This window comes from Pseudoxanthomonas japonensis, assembly GCF_043632995.1.
Taxonomy (GTDB): Bacteria; Pseudomonadota; Gammaproteobacteria; order Xanthomonadales; family Xanthomonadaceae; genus Pseudoxanthomonas_A; species Pseudoxanthomonas_A japonensis.
This window is the reverse complement of the sequence record NZ_CP171632.1, coordinates 1567314-1586061: the sequence shown is the minus strand read 5'-3', so window position 1 is coordinate 1586061 and position 18748 is coordinate 1567314. Positions and strand designations below refer to the sequence as shown.

Here is an 18748-nt window from a genome sequence, read left to right as displayed (position 1 = left end):
ACCCAGTGCCTCGGTGTTTCAACGACGTGAAGTCGCTGGGTCCCCGCCTTCGCGGGGATGACGGCCGTTGATCAGATCGTTCTGCAACGCCGCCAGGAAGTCGGGCTTCAGCTTCAACGTGCCGAAGAACCCGTGCTGCGTGCCGCTCAGTACCCGCAGCATGTGCCCACGTCCGCCCGGCAGGCGGCCCGCAGGCAGGAACGCGATGTCGCGTGCACGGGCCACCCAGTCCCGGTCGGACTGGAAGATCGGCGTCAGCCAGCGGCTCCAGAACTGGTAGACGCCGACATGCGCCTGGCGTTCGCGCTGGTAGGCGCCTAGTGCGGCCGGTACATCGTCCTGCCCGCGCAACGCATCACGCAGCGCCAGCGCATCCATCAAGGCCATGTTGACGCCCTGCCCCAACTGCGGGCTCATGCCGTGCGCGGCATCGCCGAGTACGACCAGGCGATCGCGATGCCACTGGCGCAGGGTGACGTCGCGGTAGCTGGCGCGCGCCAGCTGGTCGGGATCGACGGTGTCGGCGAGGCAGGCATCCACCTCTGGCCACAACTGTGCGATCTCGTCTCGCCATGCCGGCAGGCCGCGCGCCCGCCAGGCATCGAAATCGGCGATAGGCAGGCTCCAGAAGAAACTGAGGCGCGGCGTGTCGTCACCCGGACGCGTGCCCACCGGCAGCAAGCCGATCATCTTGCGGGCGGCCACGTAGCGCTGCCGCAGCTCGTCGCCCCAGGCCCAGTCGCCTTGCGGCACCAGACGCCACAGCGCACCCCAGGGATAGACGGCTTCGCGCTTCACCGCGCCGGTGGCACCGCGCAGCTTCGACGCCGATCCATCCGCCGCGATCACCAGGTCGAAGGGGCCATGCCAGCGGCCGTGCTGGTCGCGGATGCGGCGAGTGTCGTCGCTCACGTCCTCGATGGCATGGCCACGATGCACCTTGCCATGCTCCACCCACGCCTCCGACAGCAGCGAGAACAGCGCACCACGCTGCATGCCCAGGCCGAACAGCCGTGCATCCAGTCCTGCGTAGCGCATGTCCATCACCGCGCGTCCGCAGGGCGTTTCGCCATACAGCCGGTTCACGCGTCGACCATGCGCCATCACGTCGGGCAGCAGGCCCAGTTCCCACAACACCTGCAAACCGGTGGGTTGCAACAGGAACCCGGCGCCGACCGGACCGAGCTCCGCTGCGCGCTCGAACACCTCCACCCGATGCCCATCGCGCGCCAGCAGCAACGCTGCCGCCTGGCCGGCGGTGCCGTAGCCGATGATCGCGATGTGCTGGGCATCCATGGCGTGTGGCCATCCTTCGTGGTGCGGTAAACCGGTGCCGCGGAAACAGCAGGCGTTAAAAAACCCCGCCGGAGCGGGGTTCAAGAAAATCGTCTTGGATCAGGCTGCCGGCGTGATGTTGGACGCCTGTGCACCCTTCGGGCCCTGGGTCAGCTCGTAACTGACGCGCTGGCCTTCCTGCAGGCTGCGGAAGCCCTTGCTGTTGATGGCGGTGTGGTGCGCAAAGACGTCGGCGCTGCCATCTTCTGGCGCGATGAATCCGAAGCCCTTGGCATCGTTGAACCATTTCACGGTACCGTACGGCATAGCGCTTGTATTTCCTTTTCTGGATGCGGGTGGAATGTGTGGCGTGACGTCACACCCGCCGAGTATGCAAAGCTCTGCGCGCGTTGACAATCACCCTCGCGCCAGCGCGGCCACCAGGGCCGGGATGCCGGATGAGGCAGCGGCCACATTGGCCAGCACTTCCTCCATGGTGATCTCCTCGTCGGTACCGCAGCCCGCGGCCCAGTTCGCGACGATGGCGAGGCAGGCGTATTCCAGGCCCAATTCCCGCGCCAGCCCCGCCTCCGGCATGCCAGTCATGCCCACCAGATCGCAGCCGTCGCGGCGCATGCGGCGGATCTCCGCACGCGTCTCCAGGCGCGGGCCCTGGGTGGCGCCATAGCACCCACCATCGACCAGATCGACACCGGCTTCTCGAGCCGCCGCGAGGATCTGCTGGCGAAGTAAATGCGTGTATGGGTCGCCGAAGTCGACATGCAGCACCTCGCTGCCCGGCTCCTCGCAGAGGGTGGAGATGCGACCCCAGGTGTAGTCGATCAGCTGGTCCGGGCAGGCCAGCACGCGCGGACCACAGGCATCGGTGATGCCGCCGACGGTGTTGAGCGCCAGCACGCGCGTGGCGCCGAGGTCCTTCAACGCCTGCAGGTTGGCGCGGTAGTTCACCTGGTGCGGTGGCACCGAATGGCCTTCGCCATGGCGCGCCAGGAAAGCCACGCGCCGTCCGCCAAGCGTGCCGACGCGGACCGGGCCGGAGGGCGCGCCGAAGCGCGTCTCCAGCTCACGGGTCTCCACATCCTGCAGATCGGCGAGCTTGTAGACGCCGGTGCCGCCTATCACGGCGAGCGCGAGGTCGGCCATGGTCATTCCTTCAGCGCGTAGATGCCCGGCAGGTTGCGACCCTGCTCGTGGTAGTCCATGCCGAAGCCGAAGACGTAGCGGTCTGCGACTTCCAGGCCCACGTAGTCGGCGCAGATGCCCTCCACACAGCGGTCGTGCTGCTTGGTGGTCAGCGCGGCGATACGCACATCGGTGGCGCCCTGCTCCAGGCACCACTGCTTGACCGCGAGCAACGTGTGGCCCTCGTCGAGGATGTCGTCCACCAGCAGCACGCGGCGCCCGTACAGCGCCGTCGCCGGCCGGTGCTTCCATACCAGTTCACCGCCGGTGGTCTCGCCGCGGTAGCGGGTGGCGTGCAGGTAGTCGAACTCCAGGTCCAGGCCCAGCGCGCCCAGTTCGAGCGACAGCTGGCCGGCGAACGGCAGCGCGCCATGCATGATGGTCAGATAGACCGGCACTTCGCCCGCGTAATCGCGCGCGATCGGCGCGGCCATCCGCGTGATGGCGGCATCCAGTGTCGCGCGGTCGACCAGCAGGTCGGCGTTGGCCAGCGCGTCGGCCAGTTTCGGTCGCGGATTGCCCAACGGTTCCATCACGCCACTCCCTTCATGTTGTCGATCACGCGCGTCTGCGCGTCGCCATAGCGCGCGTCGGCGATCAGTCCATCCCAGCCGAGGGCACCACGGCCCAGCACGCCGAGTACGGCGGCCGTGTTCAATGCGCGGCCTTCCACCGCCTTCAGCGATTCGTCCACCAGCTTCGGCGAGCACACCAGCACCACGTCGCAGCCGGCATCCAGGTGGTCGTGGATACGCTGCTTCACGCCGCCGGCAGAGAACGCCGCGGCCATGCCGATGTCGTCGGAAAACACCACGCCGCGGAAACCCATTTCGTCGCGCAGGATCTTCTGGATCCAGAACGGCGAATAGCCCGCCGGCTCCGGCGCGACAGCCGGATACTTCACGTGGCCCATCATCACCGCGTCGGCCTTGGCCTCGATGCCGGCGACGAACGGGACCAGGTCCTCCGCACGCAGCACGTCCAGCGGACGCGGGTCGACGGCGTCATCAAAGTGCGTGTCTTCCAGCACCGTGCCATGGCCCGGGAAGTGCTTCAGCGTGGCGGCCATGCCGGCGCTGTGCATGCCGCGCACGTAGGCGCGGGTGAACTCGGCGACGATCTGCGGATTGGCGTCGAAGGCACGGTTGCCGATGGCGCGGTTGCCGCGCGCCAGGTCGACGACCGGCGCGAAGCTCAGGTCCACGCCGCTGGCGATGATCTCGCTGGCCATCAGCCAGGCGTGTTCTTCGGCGCGCTGCAGCGCGGCCTGCGGATCCTGCGCGTACAGCTTGCCGAACACCTCCAGCGCCGGCAGGTCGCTGTAGCCGTCGCGGAAGCGCTGCACGCGGCCGCCTTCCTGGTCCACGCAGACCAGCTGCGGACGCGGCGCGGCGGCGCGGATCGCCTGCGACAGTTCCGCTACCTGCGCGCGCGAGGCGAAGTTGCGGGTGAAGAGGATGACGCCGGCGACGGCGTCGTGCTGCAGCCAGTCGCGCTCCTGCGCGGTAAGTTCGGTGCCGGCGATGCCGATGACGAGCATTTCGGAAAGTCCTCAGGGAATGTCGGTGGCGGCGCGTTCGTCGTCCGACCACTGCGTGTACGGCCGCGACGCCAGGGCCAGATTGTAATAGCGGGCGGCGTCGGTGACCTGTTTGCCGGCCCAGGCCGGTTTCACGAAGGCTTCATCGGCACGGTCCAGTTCGATCTCCGCCACCACCAGCCCGGCGTTGTCGCCGAGGAACTCGTCGACTTCCCACAGATGGCCTTCGTGCCGCACGTAGTGGCGGCGCTTGTCGATCACGCCACCCACGCACAATGCCAGCAACGCGCGCGCATCGACGACGGGGATGGCGTAATCGAATTCCTGCCGGGTGGCGCCCAGCTCGCGCGACTTCAGGTTGAGGAACGCCGTATCGCCCTGGATGCGCACGCGCACCGAGGCCTTCTGCTCGCCCCGGTCCATCGCGCCCATGTCGTTGATGTAGCCCTGCGCCATCGGCACGACCTCGTGCGCAGACTCGCGCCAAGCGTCGCCGACGACCAGGAACTTGCGTTCGATTTCGATGCCCATCAGCGCCTCTCGAACAGCGCGATCGATTCGACGTGTGCCGTATGGGGAAACATGTCCATGGCCCCCGCCGACACCAGCGTATAGCCCTGCTCGTTGACCAGGTAGCCGGCATCGCGCGCCAGCGAACCCGGATGGCAGCTGACGTAGACGATGCGGTCGAACTGTTTCAGCGGCAGTTGCTGCAGCACCTCGATGGCGCCGGAGCGCGGCGGATCCAGCAGCAGCTTGTCGAAGCCCTGCCGCATCCACGACGCACTGCGCTGGTCCTGGGTCAGGTCGGCCGCGTGGAACTGCGCGTTCGCCAGCGCATTGCGCGCCGCGTTCTCGCGGGCACGTGCCACCAGTCCGGCATCACCCTCCACGCCGACCACCTCGCCCACCAGGCGCGCCATCGGCAGGGTGAAATTGCCGAGGCCGCAGAACAGGTCGAGCACGCGGTCCTGCGCCTGCAGATCGAGCAGGCCGAAGGTGTGCGCGATCATCTTTTCGTTGAGCGCGGCGTTGACCTGGATGAAGTCCAGCGGACGGAACGCCAGCGACACGTTCCACGGCGCCAGCGCGAACGCCAGCTGCGGCGCCTCGGGCCAGATCGGATGCACGCTTTCCAGCCCGCCCGGCTGCAGGAAGATGGCGAAGCGGCTGGCCTCGCCGAACGCCACCAGCGTCGCGCGGTCGCTCTCGCTCAAGGGCTGCAGGTGGCGGAACACCAGCGCGATGCCACTGAAGTCGGCGCTCTCGTCGCCGGCGATGAATTCGATCTGCGGGATGTGCTCGCGCGCATCCAGACTTTCGACCAGCGCGGCGAGATCGGAAACCCTGCTTCCGATCTCGGGAATGACGGTGTGGCATTCGGACAGATCGGCGACGAAGCGCGGATCCTGTTCGCGGAAGCCGACCAGCGTCTTGTCCTTCTTGTTGACCCGACGCACCGAGAAGCGGCCCTTGCGGCGGTATCCCCAGTTGGCACCGGTCAGCGACGGCAGCACCGTGCCGGGCGTGACGTGGCCGATACGCTCCAGATTCTCGAGCAACACGCGCTGCTTGGCCTCGATCTGGCGATGCTCGTCCAGGTGCTGCAGCACGCAGCCGCCGCAGGTGCCGAAATGCGGACAGCGCGGCGCGACGCGGTCGGGCGAGGCCTCCAGCACGTCCAAGGTTTTCGCCTCGTCGAAATGGCGGTTCTTGGCGGTCTGTTCGGCCATCACGCGCTCGCCCGGCAGGGCGCCCGACACGAACACGGCCTTCCCGTCGCGGCGGGCGACGCCGCGCCCATCGTGGGTCAGGTCGGTGACGGAAGCTTCAAACGGGGTCTTGTCGATGCGGGGGGAGCGGGTACGGGCCACGTGGCGTCAGGCTGCGTGTCTTTGGCGGGGCGGCATTGTCGCATGGCCGCCGGCCGCGCCTGCTGGCGCTAAGATGGCGCCAGTCCGCAGGAAGCACGGCCATGTCTCCCGCCCCAGGCACGATGCCCTCGATACTGCTGGTGGAAGACGACGCGGTCAGTGCGCTGTTCCTGTCGGCCGCATTGGAGACCCTGCCCGCCCACGTACACGTCGCCGAGGACTGTGCGCAGGCACTGGCGGCCACCGGTCCCTTCGATGCCTGGCTGATCGACGCCAACCTGCCCGACGGCAGCGGCGAGGCCCTGCTGCAGCACCTGCGCATGCGCTGCACCGAGGCGTGCGCGCTGGCGCATACCGCCGACGCCACCCGCTCGACCCACGACCGCCTGGTGCAGGCAGGCTTCGCCGGTGTGCTGGTCAAGCCGCTGACGGCCCAGGCCCTGCTGCTCGCGGTGCGCGCGGCGCTGGGCACCGATACGTCCCCCGCAAGACCGGACTGGGATGAAGCCGCCGCGCTCGCCGCCCTCGCCGGCAACCGGGAGCACGTGGCGACGCTGCGCCAGTTGTTCCTGTCCGAACTGCCGTCCACGAGGGCTGCGTGCCTGGAGGCCTTCGCCCGCGCCGACGATGCGGCGCTGCGCGCCCAGCTCCACCGATTGCAGGCGAGCTGCGGGTTCGCCGGCGCCGCCGCGTTGGCGGAGGTGGCGTCCAACTGGCATGCCGCACCTGCGGACGCTGCCCTGCGCGATGCGTTCGTGGCGACCAGCGGACGCCTGCTTCCGGCAACAGGCTGAGGGCGTCAGCCGGTCGCGCTGCCGGCCCGTTTCAAGCGTCCCAGTTCGCCGATCATTTCCCAGGATTTCAGTCCGCGCGGACCCAGGTGGTGCGCCAGCACGGATCGCATCGGCAGCCGCAGGCTTGCCAGATCATCGGGCGAGGGAAGTCGGTCGTCGGCCAGCGCCAGCAGCGCGCGACCCGTCGCCGCCTGGCTGCGCTCTTCATGCCCGCGATCGCTGCGCAGCCGTCGTGGACCGTGTTCGGGATCCAGCCGGTAACGGGCGGCCGGATCGATGGCATCGCCATCGCCGTCGCAATCCAGCGCAAAGCCGAACCCCAGCGCTTCGATCAGGTCGCGCTCGAACCGGCGCAATGACCACGCCAGCCCCTCACGCTCGCGGAGTTGCTCGCGCGTGCGCGCATACGCGTCGAACAGGTCCGGGAGCGGATCGTGGCGTGGCGACAGTCGCAGCACCAGTTCATTGAGGTAGAACGCCGCCAGCATCGCGTCGCCGGTCGGCTGCGGGGCGGCATCCAGCGCTTCCGCACTGACCAGCCGCGCCAACTCGCCACGCAGGTCGCCGTCCAGACGAATCAGCTGCAAGGGCTGCAGCGCGGCGCGCAATACATGCTTCTTCGGCCCCTGCACGCCGCGCGCGATCAGGCCCAGCCTGCCCTGTTCGCGGCCCAGCACTTCGACCAGCAGGCTGGTCTCGCGCCAGGGACGCGTGTGCAGGACGAAGGCGGTGTCGCTCAGGCGCATGGGACCGGCGTCGCCGGGAACTTATTCGTAGCCGAACGCCTTCAGCGCGGTCTCGTCGTCGGACCAGCCTTCGCGCACGCGTACCCAGGTTTCCAGGAACACCTTGCGGCCGAACAGGTGCTCCATCTGCTGGCGCGCCTTGCTGCCGATGTCCTTCAGCCGCGCACCACCCTTGCCGATCACGATGGCCTTCTGGCTTTCGCGTTCCACCCAGATCACCGCGCCGATACGCGCCAGTTCGCCCTTCGGCGACGCTTCGGTGGTGAAGTTCTCGATCTCGACGGTGGTCGCGTAAGGCAGTTCCGCGCCGAGCTGGCGCATCAGCTGTTCGCGCACCAGTTCGGCGGCCAGGAAACGCTCGCTGCGGTCGGTGATCTCGTCCTCGCCGAACATCGGCGGCTGCTCCGGCAGCAACGCCAGGACGTCCTTCACCAGCGCGTCCAGGCCGTTGCGTTTCAGCGCGGACACCGGATGCACGGCCGCGAACTCACGGTCCTGCGCAACCTCGGACAGGAACGGCAGCATCGCCGCCTTTTCCTTGATCCGGTCGACCTTGTTGACCACCAGCACCACCGGGATGCCGGCATCGCGCAGCACGTTGTAGGCCAGCGTATCTTCTTCGTCCCAGCGCCCGGCCTCGACCACCATCAGTGCGGCGTCCACCTCCTCCAGCGCGCCGCGTGCCGCGCGGTTCATCACCCGGCTCATCGCCGAAGCCGAGAACTTGCCCTGCTGCTTGTGCAGGCCGGGCGTGTCGACCAGCACGATCTGCCCGGCCGGCCGGTCCTTGCCCGCCGCGAAGGTCGCGATGCCGAGCAGGCGGTGGCGTGTGGTCTGCGGGCGATTGGAGGTGATGCTGACCTTGGCGCCGACCAGGGCGTTGGTCAGGGTGGATTTGCCCACGTTGGGGCGGCCGATGACGGCAACGCTGCCGCTACGGTGGGAGGGGGTTTTACTCACCGGGTGTACTCACTTCGAAATATCGAGCTTGTCGAGCAGCGCCGCGGCAGCGACCTGTTCGGCATTGCGGCGCGAGGTGCCCTCGCCGTCCGCCGTCAACGGCGGATCCAGCGTGGTGCAGCGCGCGAGGAAAAGTTTGGCGTGGTCGTCGCCGCTTTCGGACACGAGTTCATAGACAGGCAGCGGACGCTGGCGCCCCTGCAACCACTCCTGCAACCGCGTCTTGGCATCCTTCTCGGGGCGCCCGACCGGCAGCGCGGCCAGCGACGCCTCGAACCAGGGCATCACCACGCTGCGGCACGCCTCGAAGCCGGCATCGATGTAGATGGCGGCCACGACGGCCTCCAGCGCATCGGCGAGGATCGAGTCGCGGCGATGGCCGCCGGACTTCATTTCGCCCGGCCCCATGGTCAGGCGTTCGCCCAACTGCAACTCGCGGGCGATGGCCGCCAGCGAGGCTTCGCGCACCAGTTCGGCACGCGCGCGCGTGAGTGCGCCTTCGTCGGCCTTGGGCCAGCGCTGGAACAGCGTATCGGCGACCAGCAGGTTGACCACCCCGTCGCCCAGGAACTCGAGGCGCTCGTTGTGCGGCGCCCCGGCACTGCGATGCGTCAGGGCCTGTGCAAGCAGGCCCTGGTCGGCGAACGCGTGGCCGATGCGGTCAACCACCAAACCGTCAGTCCGCGCCGCGGCGCGTCATCGCCTGTTCGGCGTCGAAGTTCCCCACCACATCGAGGTTGCCGACCAACGGGCGACGGACCTCATAGACGACGGTCATGTTCCAGCCGCCCTCCATACGCTCGATCTTCACGTCAGCGGGCTTGATGTTGGTGGAGTAGTTCATGTTGAGCCGCCGGAAGAACAGTTCCTTGATCCGGGCCGGGTCCATGTCGGCTACGCCCTGCTCGTTGGCAAGACCCTTCAGCGACGATTTGACCGCGTAGTACTCCTGATACATCGGGAACAGGCGCATGGCGACGTAGGCGGCAAAGCCCACCAGTCCCAGCACCACGACAAAGCTCAACAACGTCATGCCTTTCTGATTGCGCTTCATTGCCATTCCCCCGTCCGTCCCCGTTAGCGTTGGTTGATCACTCGATGCCGTTGCCGATGCGCGAGGCATCGAAGCCATTCTTGCAGAACCAGCCTTCGCAGTTCAGCCATACCAGGAAGGCCTTGCCCCGCAGGTTCTGCTCCGGCAGGAAATGGTAGTCCCAGAACCGGCCGTCCAGGCTGTTGTCGCGGTTGTCGCCCATCACGAAATAGTGCCCCGGCGGCACCACCCAGTCGCCCTCGCCGCCGCCCGGTGGCGGCAGGCCCACGCTCTCCAGGATGGTATGCGGGCGTCCGGGCAGCTCTTCACGCAGCAGGGTGGAGCCGAACGCCTCGGCACGGTCCCCGGCACCCGGGTATTCGCCGAGGGTCTGGTACTTCAGGGGCTGGCCGTTCAGGTAGACGGTATCGCCATGGAAGCCGACCTTGTCGCCCGGCAGGCCGATCACCCGCTTGATCCAGTTGTTCTCGGGATCGTGCGGCGGCTTGAACACCACCACGTCGCCGCGCTTGGGCTCGCCGATGGCCAGGAACTTCTGGTTGGTGATCGGCAGGCGCAGGCCGTAGGAGAACTTGTTGACCAGGATGAAGTCGCCGATCAACAGGTTCGGCATCATCGAACTGGACGGGATCTTGTACGGCTCGGCGATGAAGCTGCGCAGCACCAGCACCACGGCCAGCACCGGGAAGAAGGCGCGCGAGTAGTCGACCAGCACCGGCTCCTCGTCGAGCAGGCCGCCCTTGGCCTTGCGCCGCTTGGCGAAGAACAGCGCGTCCAGCAGCCACACCGCACCGCTGACGAGCGTCGCGCCCACCAACAGCGATTCGAACCAGGTCATCAAACTCATGGAGCTTCCTTTGGATTGCACCCGGCGACGCGCATCGGAGCGCGCGCCACCCACACCGGAACGGACTTACTTGCTGTCCACCTGCAGCACCGCGAGGAAGGCTTCCTGCGGAATCTCCACGCGGCCCACCTGCTTCATCCGCTTCTTGCCCTCTTTCTGCTTCTCGAGGAGCTTCTTCTTGCGGGTGATGTCGCCACCATAGCACTTGGCCAGCACGTTCTTTCGCATCGCCTTGACCGTGCTGCGCGCGATGATCTGCGAGCCGACGGCGGCCTGGATGGCCACGTCGAACATCTGCCGCGGGATCAATTCGCGCATCTTCTCGGTAAGCTCGCGGCCACGCCGGTCGGCATGGCTGCGGTGCACGATCAGGCTGAGCGCATCGACCTTGTCGCCGTTGATCAGCGTGTCCAGCCGCACGAACGGCCCTGGCTGGAAGCGCAGGAACGAGTAGTCCAGCGACGCGTAGCCGCGACTGACCGACTTCAGCTTGTCGAAGAAGTCGAGCACCACTTCGGCCATCGGTAGCTCGTAGCTGATCTGCACCTGGCTGGCCAGGTACTGGATGCCGATCTGCACGCCGCGCTTCTCTTCGCACAGCTTGATGATGGCGCCGATGTAGGCCTCGGGCGTCAGGATGTTCGCGCGGATGATCGGCTCGCGCACCTCGTCGATCAGGTTGGACTGCGGCAGTTTGGCCGGGTTGTCCAGCGAAATGACCGTGCCATCGGTCTTGAGGACTTCATACACGACGGTCGGCGCCGTGGTGATCAGGTCCAGGTCGTACTCGCGCTCCAGGCGCTCCTGCACGATCTCCATGTGCAGCATGCCGAGGAAGCCGCAGCGGAAGCCGAAGCCCATGGCCTCGGAGCTTTCCGGTTCGAAACGCAGCGCGGCGTCGTTGAGGCGCAGCTTCTCCAGCGCCTCGCGCAGCGCCGGGTAGTCCTCGGCATTGACCGGGAACAGACCCGCGAACACGCGCGGCTGCATCTCCTGGAAGCCCGGCAGCGGGCCCGGTGCCGGGTCGCCGGCCAGGGTCAGCGTGTCGCCGACCGGTGCGCCGTGCACGTCCTTGATCGACGCGGTGATCCAGCCCACCTCGCCGGCGCCGAGCTTCTTCAGCTCCTTGCGCTTGGGGGTGAACACGCCGACCTTGTCCACTTCGTGGGTGCGGCCGGTGGACATCACCAGGATCTTGCTCTTCGGGCCGATCTCGCCCTGCATCACGCGCACCAGCGAGACCACGCCCAGGTAGTTGTCGAACCAGGAGTCGATGATCAGCGCCTGCAGCTTGTCGGTATCGCGCGGCTGCGGCGGCGGGATGCGCTGGACGATGGCCTCCAGCACCAGGTCGACGTTGAGGCCGGTCTTGGCGCTGACCGCCACGGCGTCGTCGGCGTCGATACCGATGACGGCCTCGATCTCGGCCTTGGCGCGCTCGGTGTCGGCGGTCGGCAGGTCGATCTTGTTGAGGACCGGCACCACTTCCAGGCCCTGCTCCACCGCGGTGTAGCAGTTGGCGACGGACTGGGCTTCCACACCCTGGGCGGCGTCCACCACCAGCAGCGCGCCCTCACAGGCGGCCAGCGAGCGGCTGACTTCGTAGGAGAAGTCGACGTGGCCGGGGGTGTCGATGAAGTTGAGCTGGTAGACCTGCCCGTCCTTGGCCTTGTACGGCAGGGACACGGACTGGGCCTTGATGGTGATACCGCGCTCGCGCTCGATGGGGTTCGAGTCGAGCACCTGCGCTTCCATCTCGCGGGCCTCGAGGCCACCACAGAGCTGGATGATGCGATCGGCCAGGGTCGACTTGCCGTGATCGACGTGCGCGATGATGGAGAAATTGCGGATATTCCGCATGGAATCGGAGGACATGGGGGGCGGCGGCCTGTGCCGTCGTCAGGAATAACGGGCGATTATCGCACGGCCGGGGGCCTGGCTCGTCCGCCCGGATTGCCGAAAGGCGTGGAAACGACATCGCCCCGGCATGGCGGGGCGATGTCGGGCGGCAAACGGGGTGGATCAGCCCTTTTCGACAGTCACTGCCAGGAAGCGCGTCACGCCCCGGCTGCGGACCAGCAGCATGACCGTGTCGCCTGGCTTGGCGCCGGCAAGTTCCCGGTCCAGCGCGGCCGGACTGTTCACCTTGTTGCGGCCGACCTGCAGGATGACCATGCCGGGCGACAGGCCGGCCTCGCGGGCAGCAGCGCTCTCCACCCGGCTGACCAGCACGCCGTCGCCCGACTCCAGGCCGAGTTGCTTGCGGCTGTCGGCGTCCAGCGCCTGGCTCTGGATGCCCAGCGCATTGCGGCCGACCGGGCCCGCGGGGGTGTCGGGCGCCAGCGGCGCGCTGCGCGCCACGGTCTCGCCTTCGTCCAGTTCACTGAGGGTCACCGAGATGTCGCGGGGCTTGCCGTCGCGCAATATGCTCAACGTCACCTTGGTACCTGGCGCCATGGCGCCGATGATCGGGGGCAGATCGCTGGAATCGTTGATCGCACGGCCATTCACCGATCGGACCACGTCGCCAGGACCAATGCCGGCCTTGGCCGCCGGGCTGCCGGCGACCACATCATTGACCAGGGCGCCGCGATTGTCGGGGAGACCGAAGCCCTTCACCGCATCGGACGTCACCGCCCCGACCTGCACACCCAACTGCCCACGACTGACGCGGCCTGTCGCCTTCAACTGGTCGACGGCGCCCATCGCCAAATCGATCGGGATCGCGAAGCTGATGCCCATGTAGCCGCCGGACACCGAGAAGATCTGCGAATTGATGCCGACGACTTCGCCGCGCGTGTTGAGCAGCGGGCCGCCGGAATTGCCCTGGTTGATCGCCACATCGGTCTGGATGAAGGGCACATAGCGCTGCTCGGCCGATGCACTGCGGCCGACCGCGCTGACGATGCCGGCGGTGACCGAATGATCCAGGCCCAGCGGCGAACCGATCGCCACGACCCACTGACCGGGCTTCAACGAAGCCGAATTGCCGATGCGCACCGTCGGCAGGCCCTTGGCCTCGACCTTGAGCAAGGCCACGTCGTACTGCTGGTCGCTGCCGACCACCTTGGCGGTCAGCTCGCGGCGGTCAGGCAGAGTTACCTTGACCTCGTCCGCACCGTCGACGACATGGTGGTTGGTCAGCACATAACCGTCGGCCGAAATGATGAAGCCCGACCCCATCGACGTGCCGCGGCGCTGCGGCCCTTGCTGGCCGGGACCCGGCATCTGGAAGCCCGGCGGCAGCATGCGACGGAAGATCTCGGGGATGTCGGCCTCTTCGCTCGCCTGTGTACTGCGGCGCGAGCCGACGGTGGCTTCGACGTTCACCACGCCCGGACCGACCTGCTCCACCAACTGGGTGAAATCAGGCAGGCCGGTGACCAGTTGCGGTGCAGCCGACTGCGCCACGGCGGGCGCCACAGCCGCAACGGGCGCCGGCGCTTCGGCCTGCTGCGCGCAGGCGGCGAGCGGCGTGGTGAGGATCAGCAGGGCCAACAGGCTGTGACGGGCGTGTGGAGTCATCGAATGCATGCCTCGATAGGAAGTGAAGCGGAATGTCGCGTGCGTCCGGCGCCGGGCCGGACGCGCGGAATGTCAGTCGCGCGGCGCGTCGACCGGGGCCGGGATCGGCGCACTGGACGGCAGACGGGGCTCGAACGGGTAGAACGTCCGGGCCGCCGACTCCGAGCTGTAGCCCGTGGTCAGGCTGCCGCTGGCCGACGGATACGCCGACAGTGCCGACCGCGGCCACGGACGGGATGCCACGGCATCCTGTGCCCCGTGCGAAAACGGGCTGGAAGCATGCGCGGGCGTGGACGCCGCAACGGTGGCGACCGCCTCCAGCGGAGCCGCCTGCGTCGTACCGTTCGCACGGACCGGGACGTCCGCCCTCGCCACGCGCTGTGCGCTACGAGCCGCCTGCTGGCTGCGCGTCGCGCTGCGGCGCGCGTTGTCCTGACGCCGCGGCACGCTCGCTGCCACGGCGACGGCCGCCGCGGCGTAGGCTTCTGCATCGGGGGCCGGTGCGGACGGGGATTCCGGTGCCGCGACAGGAGCAGTCGCCTGGGCCGAGGCCACCTGCGTGCCCTCGCCCACCGGCACGTCCTGCGGCGACTGCTGGCGCGCCATGAACAACGCCACCAGCGCAACAGAGGCCGCCAGCGCACCACCACCCCAGCGTGCGAGCAGGTTGCGCGGGCGCGCGCCCTGCGCCTGCGGCGCCGCGTGGGCGCTGGATGTGGATTCGGCCGCGATCGCCTGCGCCACGCGCTCCGCGAAGCCTGCCGGCGCCGGCGCGCGGCCCTGGCCACGCAGCACGTCGCCGCACAGCTGCCAGCGTTCCCAGCAACCCGCCAGTTCGTGGTCGTGCTGCAGGCGACGCAGCAGGAAACGGGCCTCGTCGGCCGGCAGGTCGCCGTCCATCAGGGCGGACAACTGCTGGCGATGGTGGATATCGAGCTTGTCGATGATCGGTGTCTCGTTGGCGGTCATGAGCGGGCGCGCTCCCGGGTTGTACTGTCCACGTCCAGCAAGGGACGCAGTTGTTGATCGATCGCCTCGCGCGCCCGGAAGATGCGGGAACGCACGGTGCCGATCGGGCAGTCCATCTTCTGCGCGATCTCCTCGTAGCTGAGGCCTTCGACCTCGCGCAGGGTGATCGCGGTCCGCAGCTCCTCGGGCAAACCGTCCACTGCCTTCATCACCGTCGCCTCCATCTCCTGGCGCATCAGTTCGCGCTCGGGGGTGTCGGTGTCGCGCAGCCGCGCGCCGATGTCGTACTGCTCGGCGTCGGCGGCATCCACGTCCGCGGTGGGCGGGCGACGGTTGTGCGCGACCAGGTGGTTCTTGGCGGTGTTCACGGCGATGCGGTGCAGCCACGTATAGAACTGGGAATCGCCCCGGAAATTGCCCAGCGCGCGGTATGCGCGCAGGAACGTCTCCTGGGCCACGTCCTGGCACTCGCTCCAGTCATGGATGTAACGCCCGATCAGCGCCACCACGCGATGCTGGTACTTGCGCACCAGCAGATCGAAGGCCGCGCTGTCGCCGCGTTGCACGCGCCTGACCAGCTCGAGGTCCAGCTCCTGGGTTGGATCAACTTCGGCCATGCCGGGCCGCACTCCTGTCGGCTCGGCGTTGGCCGGGCCCTGTGACCGCGCTAGCGGGGGAAAGTTCAACGCCTTGTCCAAACCGTTGCCCTATCAAGAATTTAACCGGCGCAACGGGAACATCCCCGGTGCCGTGGTCACGCCCGTGACGGCGTTCCCTTTCCATATGTGGATTTGACGGGGACGAAACAACCTCGGGATGATAGCGGCCTTATCCATACGTGAACGGATGGTCCCCTGCATGGCCACGAACTTCGATGGGCTGCGATTCAGTCACTGGCAGACAGAGCTGCGTGACGACGGGATCGTCGTGCTCGCCTTCGACCGTCAAGGCGCCAGCGTCAATGCGTTCTCGCAGGATGTGCTGATCGAACTGGCCGACATCATCGAGCGCCTGACCATCGATCCGCCGAAAGGCGTCGTGCTGCGCTCGGCGAAGTCATCGGGTTTCATCGCCGGTGCGGACCTGAAGGAATTCCAGGAGTTCGACCGCAAGGGCACCGTCAACGACGCCATCCGTCGTGGCCAGGCCGTGTTCCAGAAACTGGCGGAACTGCCCTGCCCCACGGTCTCCGCGATCCACGGCTTCTGCATGGGCGGCGGCACCGAGATCTCGCTGGCCTGCGATTACCGCGTGGCCAGCAGCGATCCTTCCACCCGCATCGGCCTGCCCGAAGTGAAGCTGGGCATCTTCCCCGGCTGGGGCGGCAGCGCGCGGCTGCCTCGCCTGGTGGGTTCGCCGAAGGCGATGGACATGATGCTGACCGGCCGTACGCTGTCGGCGAGTTCGGCCAAAGCGATGGGGCTGGTCGACAAGGTCGTCGAACCCGCCGTGCTGGTCGACGCGGCCGTCGCCCTGATCGGTTCGCGCCCGACACGCCCGTTCAAGCAGCGCTTTACCGGCTGGATCAGCAACACCTGGATCGCTCGGCAGATCCTCGCGCCGCAGATGACCAAACAGGTCGCCCGCAAGGCGCCGAAGGCGCACTACCCTGCGCCATACGCACTGATCAACGTATGGAAAACTGCCGGCGGCAAGGGAGTCCAAGGCCGCCTGGATGCCGAGCGCAAGGCGGTGGTGAAGCTGGCCGGCACGCCGACCGCGCGCAACCTGATCCGCATCTTCTTCCTGACCGAGCGCCTGAAGGGCCTCGGCGGCAGGGACCACGGCATCGCCAACGTGCATGTCGTCGGCGCCGGCGTGATGGGCGGCGACATTGCCGCGTGGTCGGCCTACAAGGGCTTCAACGTCACCCTGCAGGACCGCGAGCAGCGTTTCATCGACGGTGCCCTGTCGCGTGCGCAGGAGTTGTTCGCCAAGAAGGTGAAGGACGAGAGCAAGCGTCCCGCCGTGGCCGCGCGCCTGAAGGGCGACCTGGCCGGCGATGGCGTGCCGCAGGCCGACCTGGTGATCGAGGCGATCATCGAGAACCCCGAGGCCAAGCGCGAGCTGTACCAGACGGTCGAGCCACGCCTGAAGGCCGACGCGCTGCTGACCACCAATACCTCGTCGATCCCGCTGACCGAACTGCGCGAGCACATCCAGCGCCCGGCGCAGTTCGCCGGCCTGCACTACTTCAACCCGGTGGCGCTGATGCCGCTGGTGGAGATCGTGCAGCACGATGCGCTTGACGAGGCGAACGTGAAGCGGCTGGCGGCGTTCTGCAAGGCGCTGGACAAGTTCCCGGTGCCGGTGGCCGGCACGCCGGGCTTCCTGGTCAACCGCGTGCTGTTCCCGTACATGCTGGAAGCCGCGACGGCCTACGCCGAAGGCATTCCCGGCCCGGTGATCGACAAGGCCGCTGTGAAGTTCGGCATGCCGATGGGTCCGATCGAACTGATCGACACGGTCGGACTGGACGTCGCGCAGGGTGTGGGTGCGGAGCTCTCGCCCTTCCTCGGCCTGACCCTGCCCGCGGCACTGGCGACGGTCGAGCCCGGCAAGCGCGGCAAGAAGGATGGCCAGGGCCTGTACAAGTGGGAGGACGGTAAACCGGTGAAACCTCAGGTGCCGTCCGACTACAAGGCACCCGACGATCTGGAAGACCGCCTGATCCTGCCGTTGCTCAACGAAGCCGTGGCCTGTCTGCACGACGGTGTGGTCGCCGACAGCGACCTGCTCGATGCCGGCGTGATTTTCGGCACCGGCTTCGCCCCGTTCCGCGGTGGCCCGATCGAACACGTCAAGGCCGTCGGACCCGACGCGCTGCTGGAGAAGCTCAAGGCGCTGCAGGCCCGCCATGGCGACCGCTTCGCGCCGCGCCCGGGCTGGGACAATCCGGTGCTGCGCCAGCCGACGGTGTAAGCCGGCATGGCGCTGCTGCCGGTCGCGCTGCTGTTCGCCGCCCTCGCCACGACCGGCGAGCCGGCGGCGCCGTTGTCGACGCTGACCGGTTGGCTGGAAGCGCATGAGCGCGGCGGCGGCGGCTGCGGCGGTGGCGATGTCGACGAAACCCTGCGCACCCGCTTCGAGGGATCGCAGGCGATATTCGAGCAGGATGTGTGGCTGTCCTCGCGCGAGTCGCTGGAACCGATGAACGCGGTCGACGTGGTGCGCGACGGCGACCTGCTCAGTGCCGAGGTCGACGTGCAGGTGCAACCCATCGAGGAAGATCGTCCGGTGCCAGCCTGCATTCGCGCCGTGCACATCGTCCTGCGTGTCGACGGACTGCCGGCGGGCGACTACCGGTTGCAACTGCGCAAAGCGCAGCCGTGATATCGCGCCGCTTTGCAGGTCACGCCGACGGCAAGGCCTGCGTCATCACCCAGTCTTCCTTGGGATCGTTGCCCACGTAGAAGATCGAGCGGCCGACACTCTGGAAGCCGTGCTTGCGCCAGAAGCGGATCGCCTGCGGCGCCTCCTGCCAGACCGTGAGCCACGCCGAACGCGAGCCGCGCAGCTTGGCCGCGGCCAGCAGGTGCGAGACCAGCACGGCGGCGATGCCCTTGCCGTGGAAAGCCTCGTCCAGGTAGATGCGCGCCAGTTCCACCGTGGGCCGCAGCACCACTTCGGTCGGCGGCACCGTGCCCCAGCGCAACTGCGCATAGCCGGCCCACACGCCGTCCTGTTCGACGATCAGGGTCAACGTGTCGGGGTCTCGGATTTCCTGCGCCTGGCGCTCGGGCGAATAGACCTCGTCCAGGAAGGCCGCCACGTTCTCCGGCGTACTGCAGTGCCCATTGGCTGCCAGGAAGGTACGGCGCATCAGGTCGGACAGGGCGGCCGCCTCGGACGGGCGGGCGGGACGGATCGTGGTGCCGGAATTCATGCGGAAGTCGAGGAGCCTGGTCTGCTTGTCTTACACAACGCAACGCGCGCCGTGCGCAGGTCAGTCCTCAGGCCA

The 18748-nt window shown here is 67.8% G+C and carries 20 protein-coding genes; 3 read left to right on the top strand and 17 right to left on the bottom strand.

The features are described from left to right. Positions 1-18 precede the first annotated feature (18 nt). The 7 genes from ACGHX3_RS07175 to rlmD all read right to left on the bottom strand — a co-directional run bounded on the left by ACGHX3_RS07175 (position 19) and on the right by rlmD (position 5892). Complete coding sequence (locus ACGHX3_RS07175) at positions 19-1296, bottom strand: FAD-dependent oxidoreductase (RefSeq protein ID WP_394696899.1); 1278 nt, start codon at positions 1294-1296, stop codon at positions 19-21. A 99-nt stretch (positions 1297-1395) separates the two neighbouring features. Then, positions 1396-1602, bottom strand: coding sequence for a cold-shock protein (locus ACGHX3_RS07170; RefSeq protein WP_055942196.1), 207 nt, complete (start codon positions 1600-1602; stop codon positions 1396-1398). Between the two features lie 90 nt (positions 1603-1692). Beyond that, the gene (locus ACGHX3_RS07165; RefSeq protein WP_394696898.1) at positions 1693-2439 is read right to left on the bottom strand and encodes an S-methyl-5'-thioinosine phosphorylase; all 747 of its coding nucleotides are present in this window, start codon (positions 2437-2439) and stop codon (positions 1693-1695) included. Between the two features lie 2 nt (positions 2440-2441). Further along, complete coding sequence (locus ACGHX3_RS07160) at positions 2442-3011, bottom strand: hypoxanthine-guanine phosphoribosyltransferase (protein ID WP_162336658.1); 570 nt, start codon at positions 3009-3011, stop codon at positions 2442-2444. Next, positions 3011-4018 (bottom strand): beta-N-acetylhexosaminidase, encoded by a 1008-nt coding sequence (gene nagZ / locus ACGHX3_RS07155; RefSeq protein ID WP_394696897.1) that lies wholly within the window; start codon positions 4016-4018, stop codon positions 3011-3013. Before nagZ ends, ACGHX3_RS07160 begins: the two co-directional genes overlap by 1 nt. 12 nt (positions 4019-4030) lie before the next feature. Then, on the bottom strand, positions 4031-4549 hold the full coding sequence (locus ACGHX3_RS07150; RefSeq protein WP_394696896.1) for a CYTH domain-containing protein: 519 nt from the start codon (positions 4547-4549) through the stop codon (positions 4031-4033). After that, positions 4549-5892 (bottom strand): 23S rRNA (uracil(1939)-C(5))-methyltransferase RlmD, encoded by a 1344-nt coding sequence (rlmD, locus tag ACGHX3_RS07145; RefSeq protein ID WP_394696895.1) that lies wholly within the window; start codon positions 5890-5892, stop codon positions 4549-4551. Before rlmD ends, ACGHX3_RS07150 begins: the two co-directional genes overlap by 1 nt. Before the next feature lie 101 nt (positions 5893-5993). Here rlmD and ACGHX3_RS07140 point away from each other — a divergent pair, with 101 nt between their 5' ends. Further along, a complete protein-coding gene (locus ACGHX3_RS07140) occupies positions 5994-6686 on the top strand; it encodes a response regulator (RefSeq protein ID WP_394696894.1) in 693 nt (230 codons plus the stop codon). 5 nt (positions 6687-6691) lie between these two features. Here ACGHX3_RS07140 and recO read toward each other — a convergent pair whose 3' ends face one another. The 9 genes from recO to rpoE all read right to left on the bottom strand — a co-directional run bounded on the left by recO (position 6692) and on the right by rpoE (position 15404). Then, complete coding sequence (recO, locus tag ACGHX3_RS07135; protein ID WP_394696893.1) at positions 6692-7432, bottom strand: DNA repair protein RecO; 741 nt, start codon at positions 7430-7432, stop codon at positions 6692-6694. A gap of 21 nt (positions 7433-7453) precedes the next feature. Beyond that, positions 7454-8392, bottom strand: coding sequence for a GTPase Era (gene era, locus ACGHX3_RS07130; RefSeq protein ID WP_162336651.1), 939 nt, complete (start codon positions 8390-8392; stop codon positions 7454-7456). Positions 8393-8401: 9 nt separating this feature from the next. After that, positions 8402-9064 (bottom strand): ribonuclease III, encoded by a 663-nt coding sequence (rnc, locus tag ACGHX3_RS07125; RefSeq protein WP_394696892.1) that lies wholly within the window; start codon positions 9062-9064, stop codon positions 8402-8404. 4 nt (positions 9065-9068) lie between these two features. Further along, positions 9069-9446, bottom strand: coding sequence for a DUF4845 domain-containing protein (locus tag ACGHX3_RS07120; protein WP_162336649.1), 378 nt, complete (start codon positions 9444-9446; stop codon positions 9069-9071). 37 nt (positions 9447-9483) lie between these two features. Next, positions 9484-10284, bottom strand: coding sequence for a signal peptidase I (lepB, locus tag ACGHX3_RS07115; RefSeq protein WP_394697254.1), 801 nt, complete (start codon positions 10282-10284; stop codon positions 9484-9486). A gap of 75 nt (positions 10285-10359) precedes the next feature. Further along, entirely contained in the window at positions 10360-12168 is a 1809-nt protein-coding gene (lepA, locus tag ACGHX3_RS07110; protein ID WP_394696891.1) for a translation elongation factor 4, read from the bottom strand. Between the two features lie 147 nt (positions 12169-12315). Continuing rightward, positions 12316-13818, bottom strand: coding sequence for a DegQ family serine endoprotease (locus ACGHX3_RS07105; protein ID WP_394696890.1), 1503 nt, complete (start codon positions 13816-13818; stop codon positions 12316-12318). A 72-nt stretch (positions 13819-13890) separates the two neighbouring features. After that, positions 13891-14787 carry a sigma-E factor negative regulatory protein gene (locus ACGHX3_RS07100; RefSeq protein WP_394696889.1) on the bottom strand — a complete coding sequence of 299 codons (897 nt, stop codon included), beginning with the start codon at positions 14785-14787 and terminating at the stop codon, positions 13891-13893. Then, on the bottom strand, positions 14784-15404 hold the full coding sequence (gene rpoE, locus ACGHX3_RS07095) for an RNA polymerase sigma factor RpoE (protein WP_162336646.1): 621 nt from the start codon (positions 15402-15404) through the stop codon (positions 14784-14786). Before rpoE ends, ACGHX3_RS07100 begins: the two co-directional genes overlap by 4 nt. 241 nt (positions 15405-15645) lie before the next feature. Here rpoE and ACGHX3_RS07090 point away from each other — a divergent pair, with 241 nt between their 5' ends. Next, positions 15646-17709 (top strand): 3-hydroxyacyl-CoA dehydrogenase NAD-binding domain-containing protein, encoded by a 2064-nt coding sequence (locus tag ACGHX3_RS07090; RefSeq protein ID WP_394696888.1) that lies wholly within the window; start codon positions 15646-15648, stop codon positions 17707-17709. A 6-nt stretch (positions 17710-17715) separates the two neighbouring features. Continuing rightward, positions 17716-18120 carry a hypothetical protein gene (locus tag ACGHX3_RS07085; protein ID WP_394696887.1) on the top strand — a complete coding sequence of 135 codons (405 nt, stop codon included), beginning with the start codon at positions 17716-17718 and terminating at the stop codon, positions 18118-18120. A gap of 19 nt (positions 18121-18139) precedes the next feature. Here the strand turns inward: ACGHX3_RS07085 and ACGHX3_RS07080 are convergent, their stop codons facing one another. Beyond that, positions 18140-18673, bottom strand: a complete 534-nt coding sequence (locus tag ACGHX3_RS07080) for a GNAT family N-acetyltransferase (protein WP_394696886.1) — start codon at positions 18671-18673, stop codon at positions 18140-18142. Positions 18674-18748 lie beyond the last annotated feature (75 nt).

Bases quoted from the DNA above. Each gene is read 5' to 3' on its own strand.
- ACGHX3_RS07175 (WP_394696899.1), bottom strand. From the start codon at position 1,296: ATGGATGCCCAGCACATCGCGATCATCGGCTACGGCACCGCCGGCCAG.
- ACGHX3_RS07170 (WP_055942196.1), bottom strand. From the start codon at position 1,602: ATGCCGTACGGTACCGTGAAATGGTTCAACGATGCCAAGGGCTTCGGA.
- ACGHX3_RS07165 (WP_394696898.1), bottom strand. From the start codon at position 2,439: ATGGCCGACCTCGCGCTCGCCGTGATAGGCGGCACCGGCGTCTACAAG.
- ACGHX3_RS07160 (WP_162336658.1), bottom strand. From the start codon at position 3,011: ATGGAACCGTTGGGCAATCCGCGACCGAAACTGGCCGACGCGCTGGCC.
- nagZ (WP_394696897.1), bottom strand. From the start codon at position 4,018: ATGCTCGTCATCGGCATCGCCGGCACCGAACTTACCGCGCAGGAGCGC.
- ACGHX3_RS07150 (WP_394696896.1), bottom strand. From the start codon at position 4,549: ATGGGCATCGAAATCGAACGCAAGTTCCTGGTCGTCGGCGACGCTTGG.
- ACGHX3_RS07140 (WP_394696894.1), top strand. From the start codon at position 5,994: ATGTCTCCCGCCCCAGGCACGATGCCCTCGATACTGCTGGTGGAAGAC.
- recO (WP_394696893.1), bottom strand. From the start codon at position 7,432: ATGCGCCTGAGCGACACCGCCTTCGTCCTGCACACGCGTCCCTGGCGC.
- ACGHX3_RS07120 (WP_162336649.1), bottom strand. From the start codon at position 9,446: ATGAAGCGCAATCAGAAAGGCATGACGTTGTTGAGCTTTGTCGTGGTG.
- lepB (WP_394697254.1), bottom strand. From the start codon at position 10,284: ATGACCTGGTTCGAATCGCTGTTGGTGGGCGCGACGCTCGTCAGCGGT.
- lepA (WP_394696891.1), bottom strand. From the start codon at position 12,168: ATGTCCTCCGATTCCATGCGGAATATCCGCAATTTCTCCATCATCGCG.
- ACGHX3_RS07105 (WP_394696890.1), bottom strand. From the start codon at position 13,818: ATGACTCCACACGCCCGTCACAGCCTGTTGGCCCTGCTGATCCTCACC.
- ACGHX3_RS07100 (WP_394696889.1), bottom strand. From the start codon at position 14,787: ATGACCGCCAACGAGACACCGATCATCGACAAGCTCGATATCCACCAT.
- rpoE (WP_162336646.1), bottom strand. From the start codon at position 15,404: ATGGCCGAAGTTGATCCAACCCAGGAGCTGGACCTCGAGCTGGTCAGG.
- ACGHX3_RS07090 (WP_394696888.1), top strand. From the start codon at position 15,646: ATGGCCACGAACTTCGATGGGCTGCGATTCAGTCACTGGCAGACAGAG.
- ACGHX3_RS07085 (WP_394696887.1), top strand. From the start codon at position 17,716: ATGGCGCTGCTGCCGGTCGCGCTGCTGTTCGCCGCCCTCGCCACGACC.
- ACGHX3_RS07080 (WP_394696886.1), bottom strand. From the start codon at position 18,673: ATGAATTCCGGCACCACGATCCGTCCCGCCCGCCCGTCCGAGGCGGCC.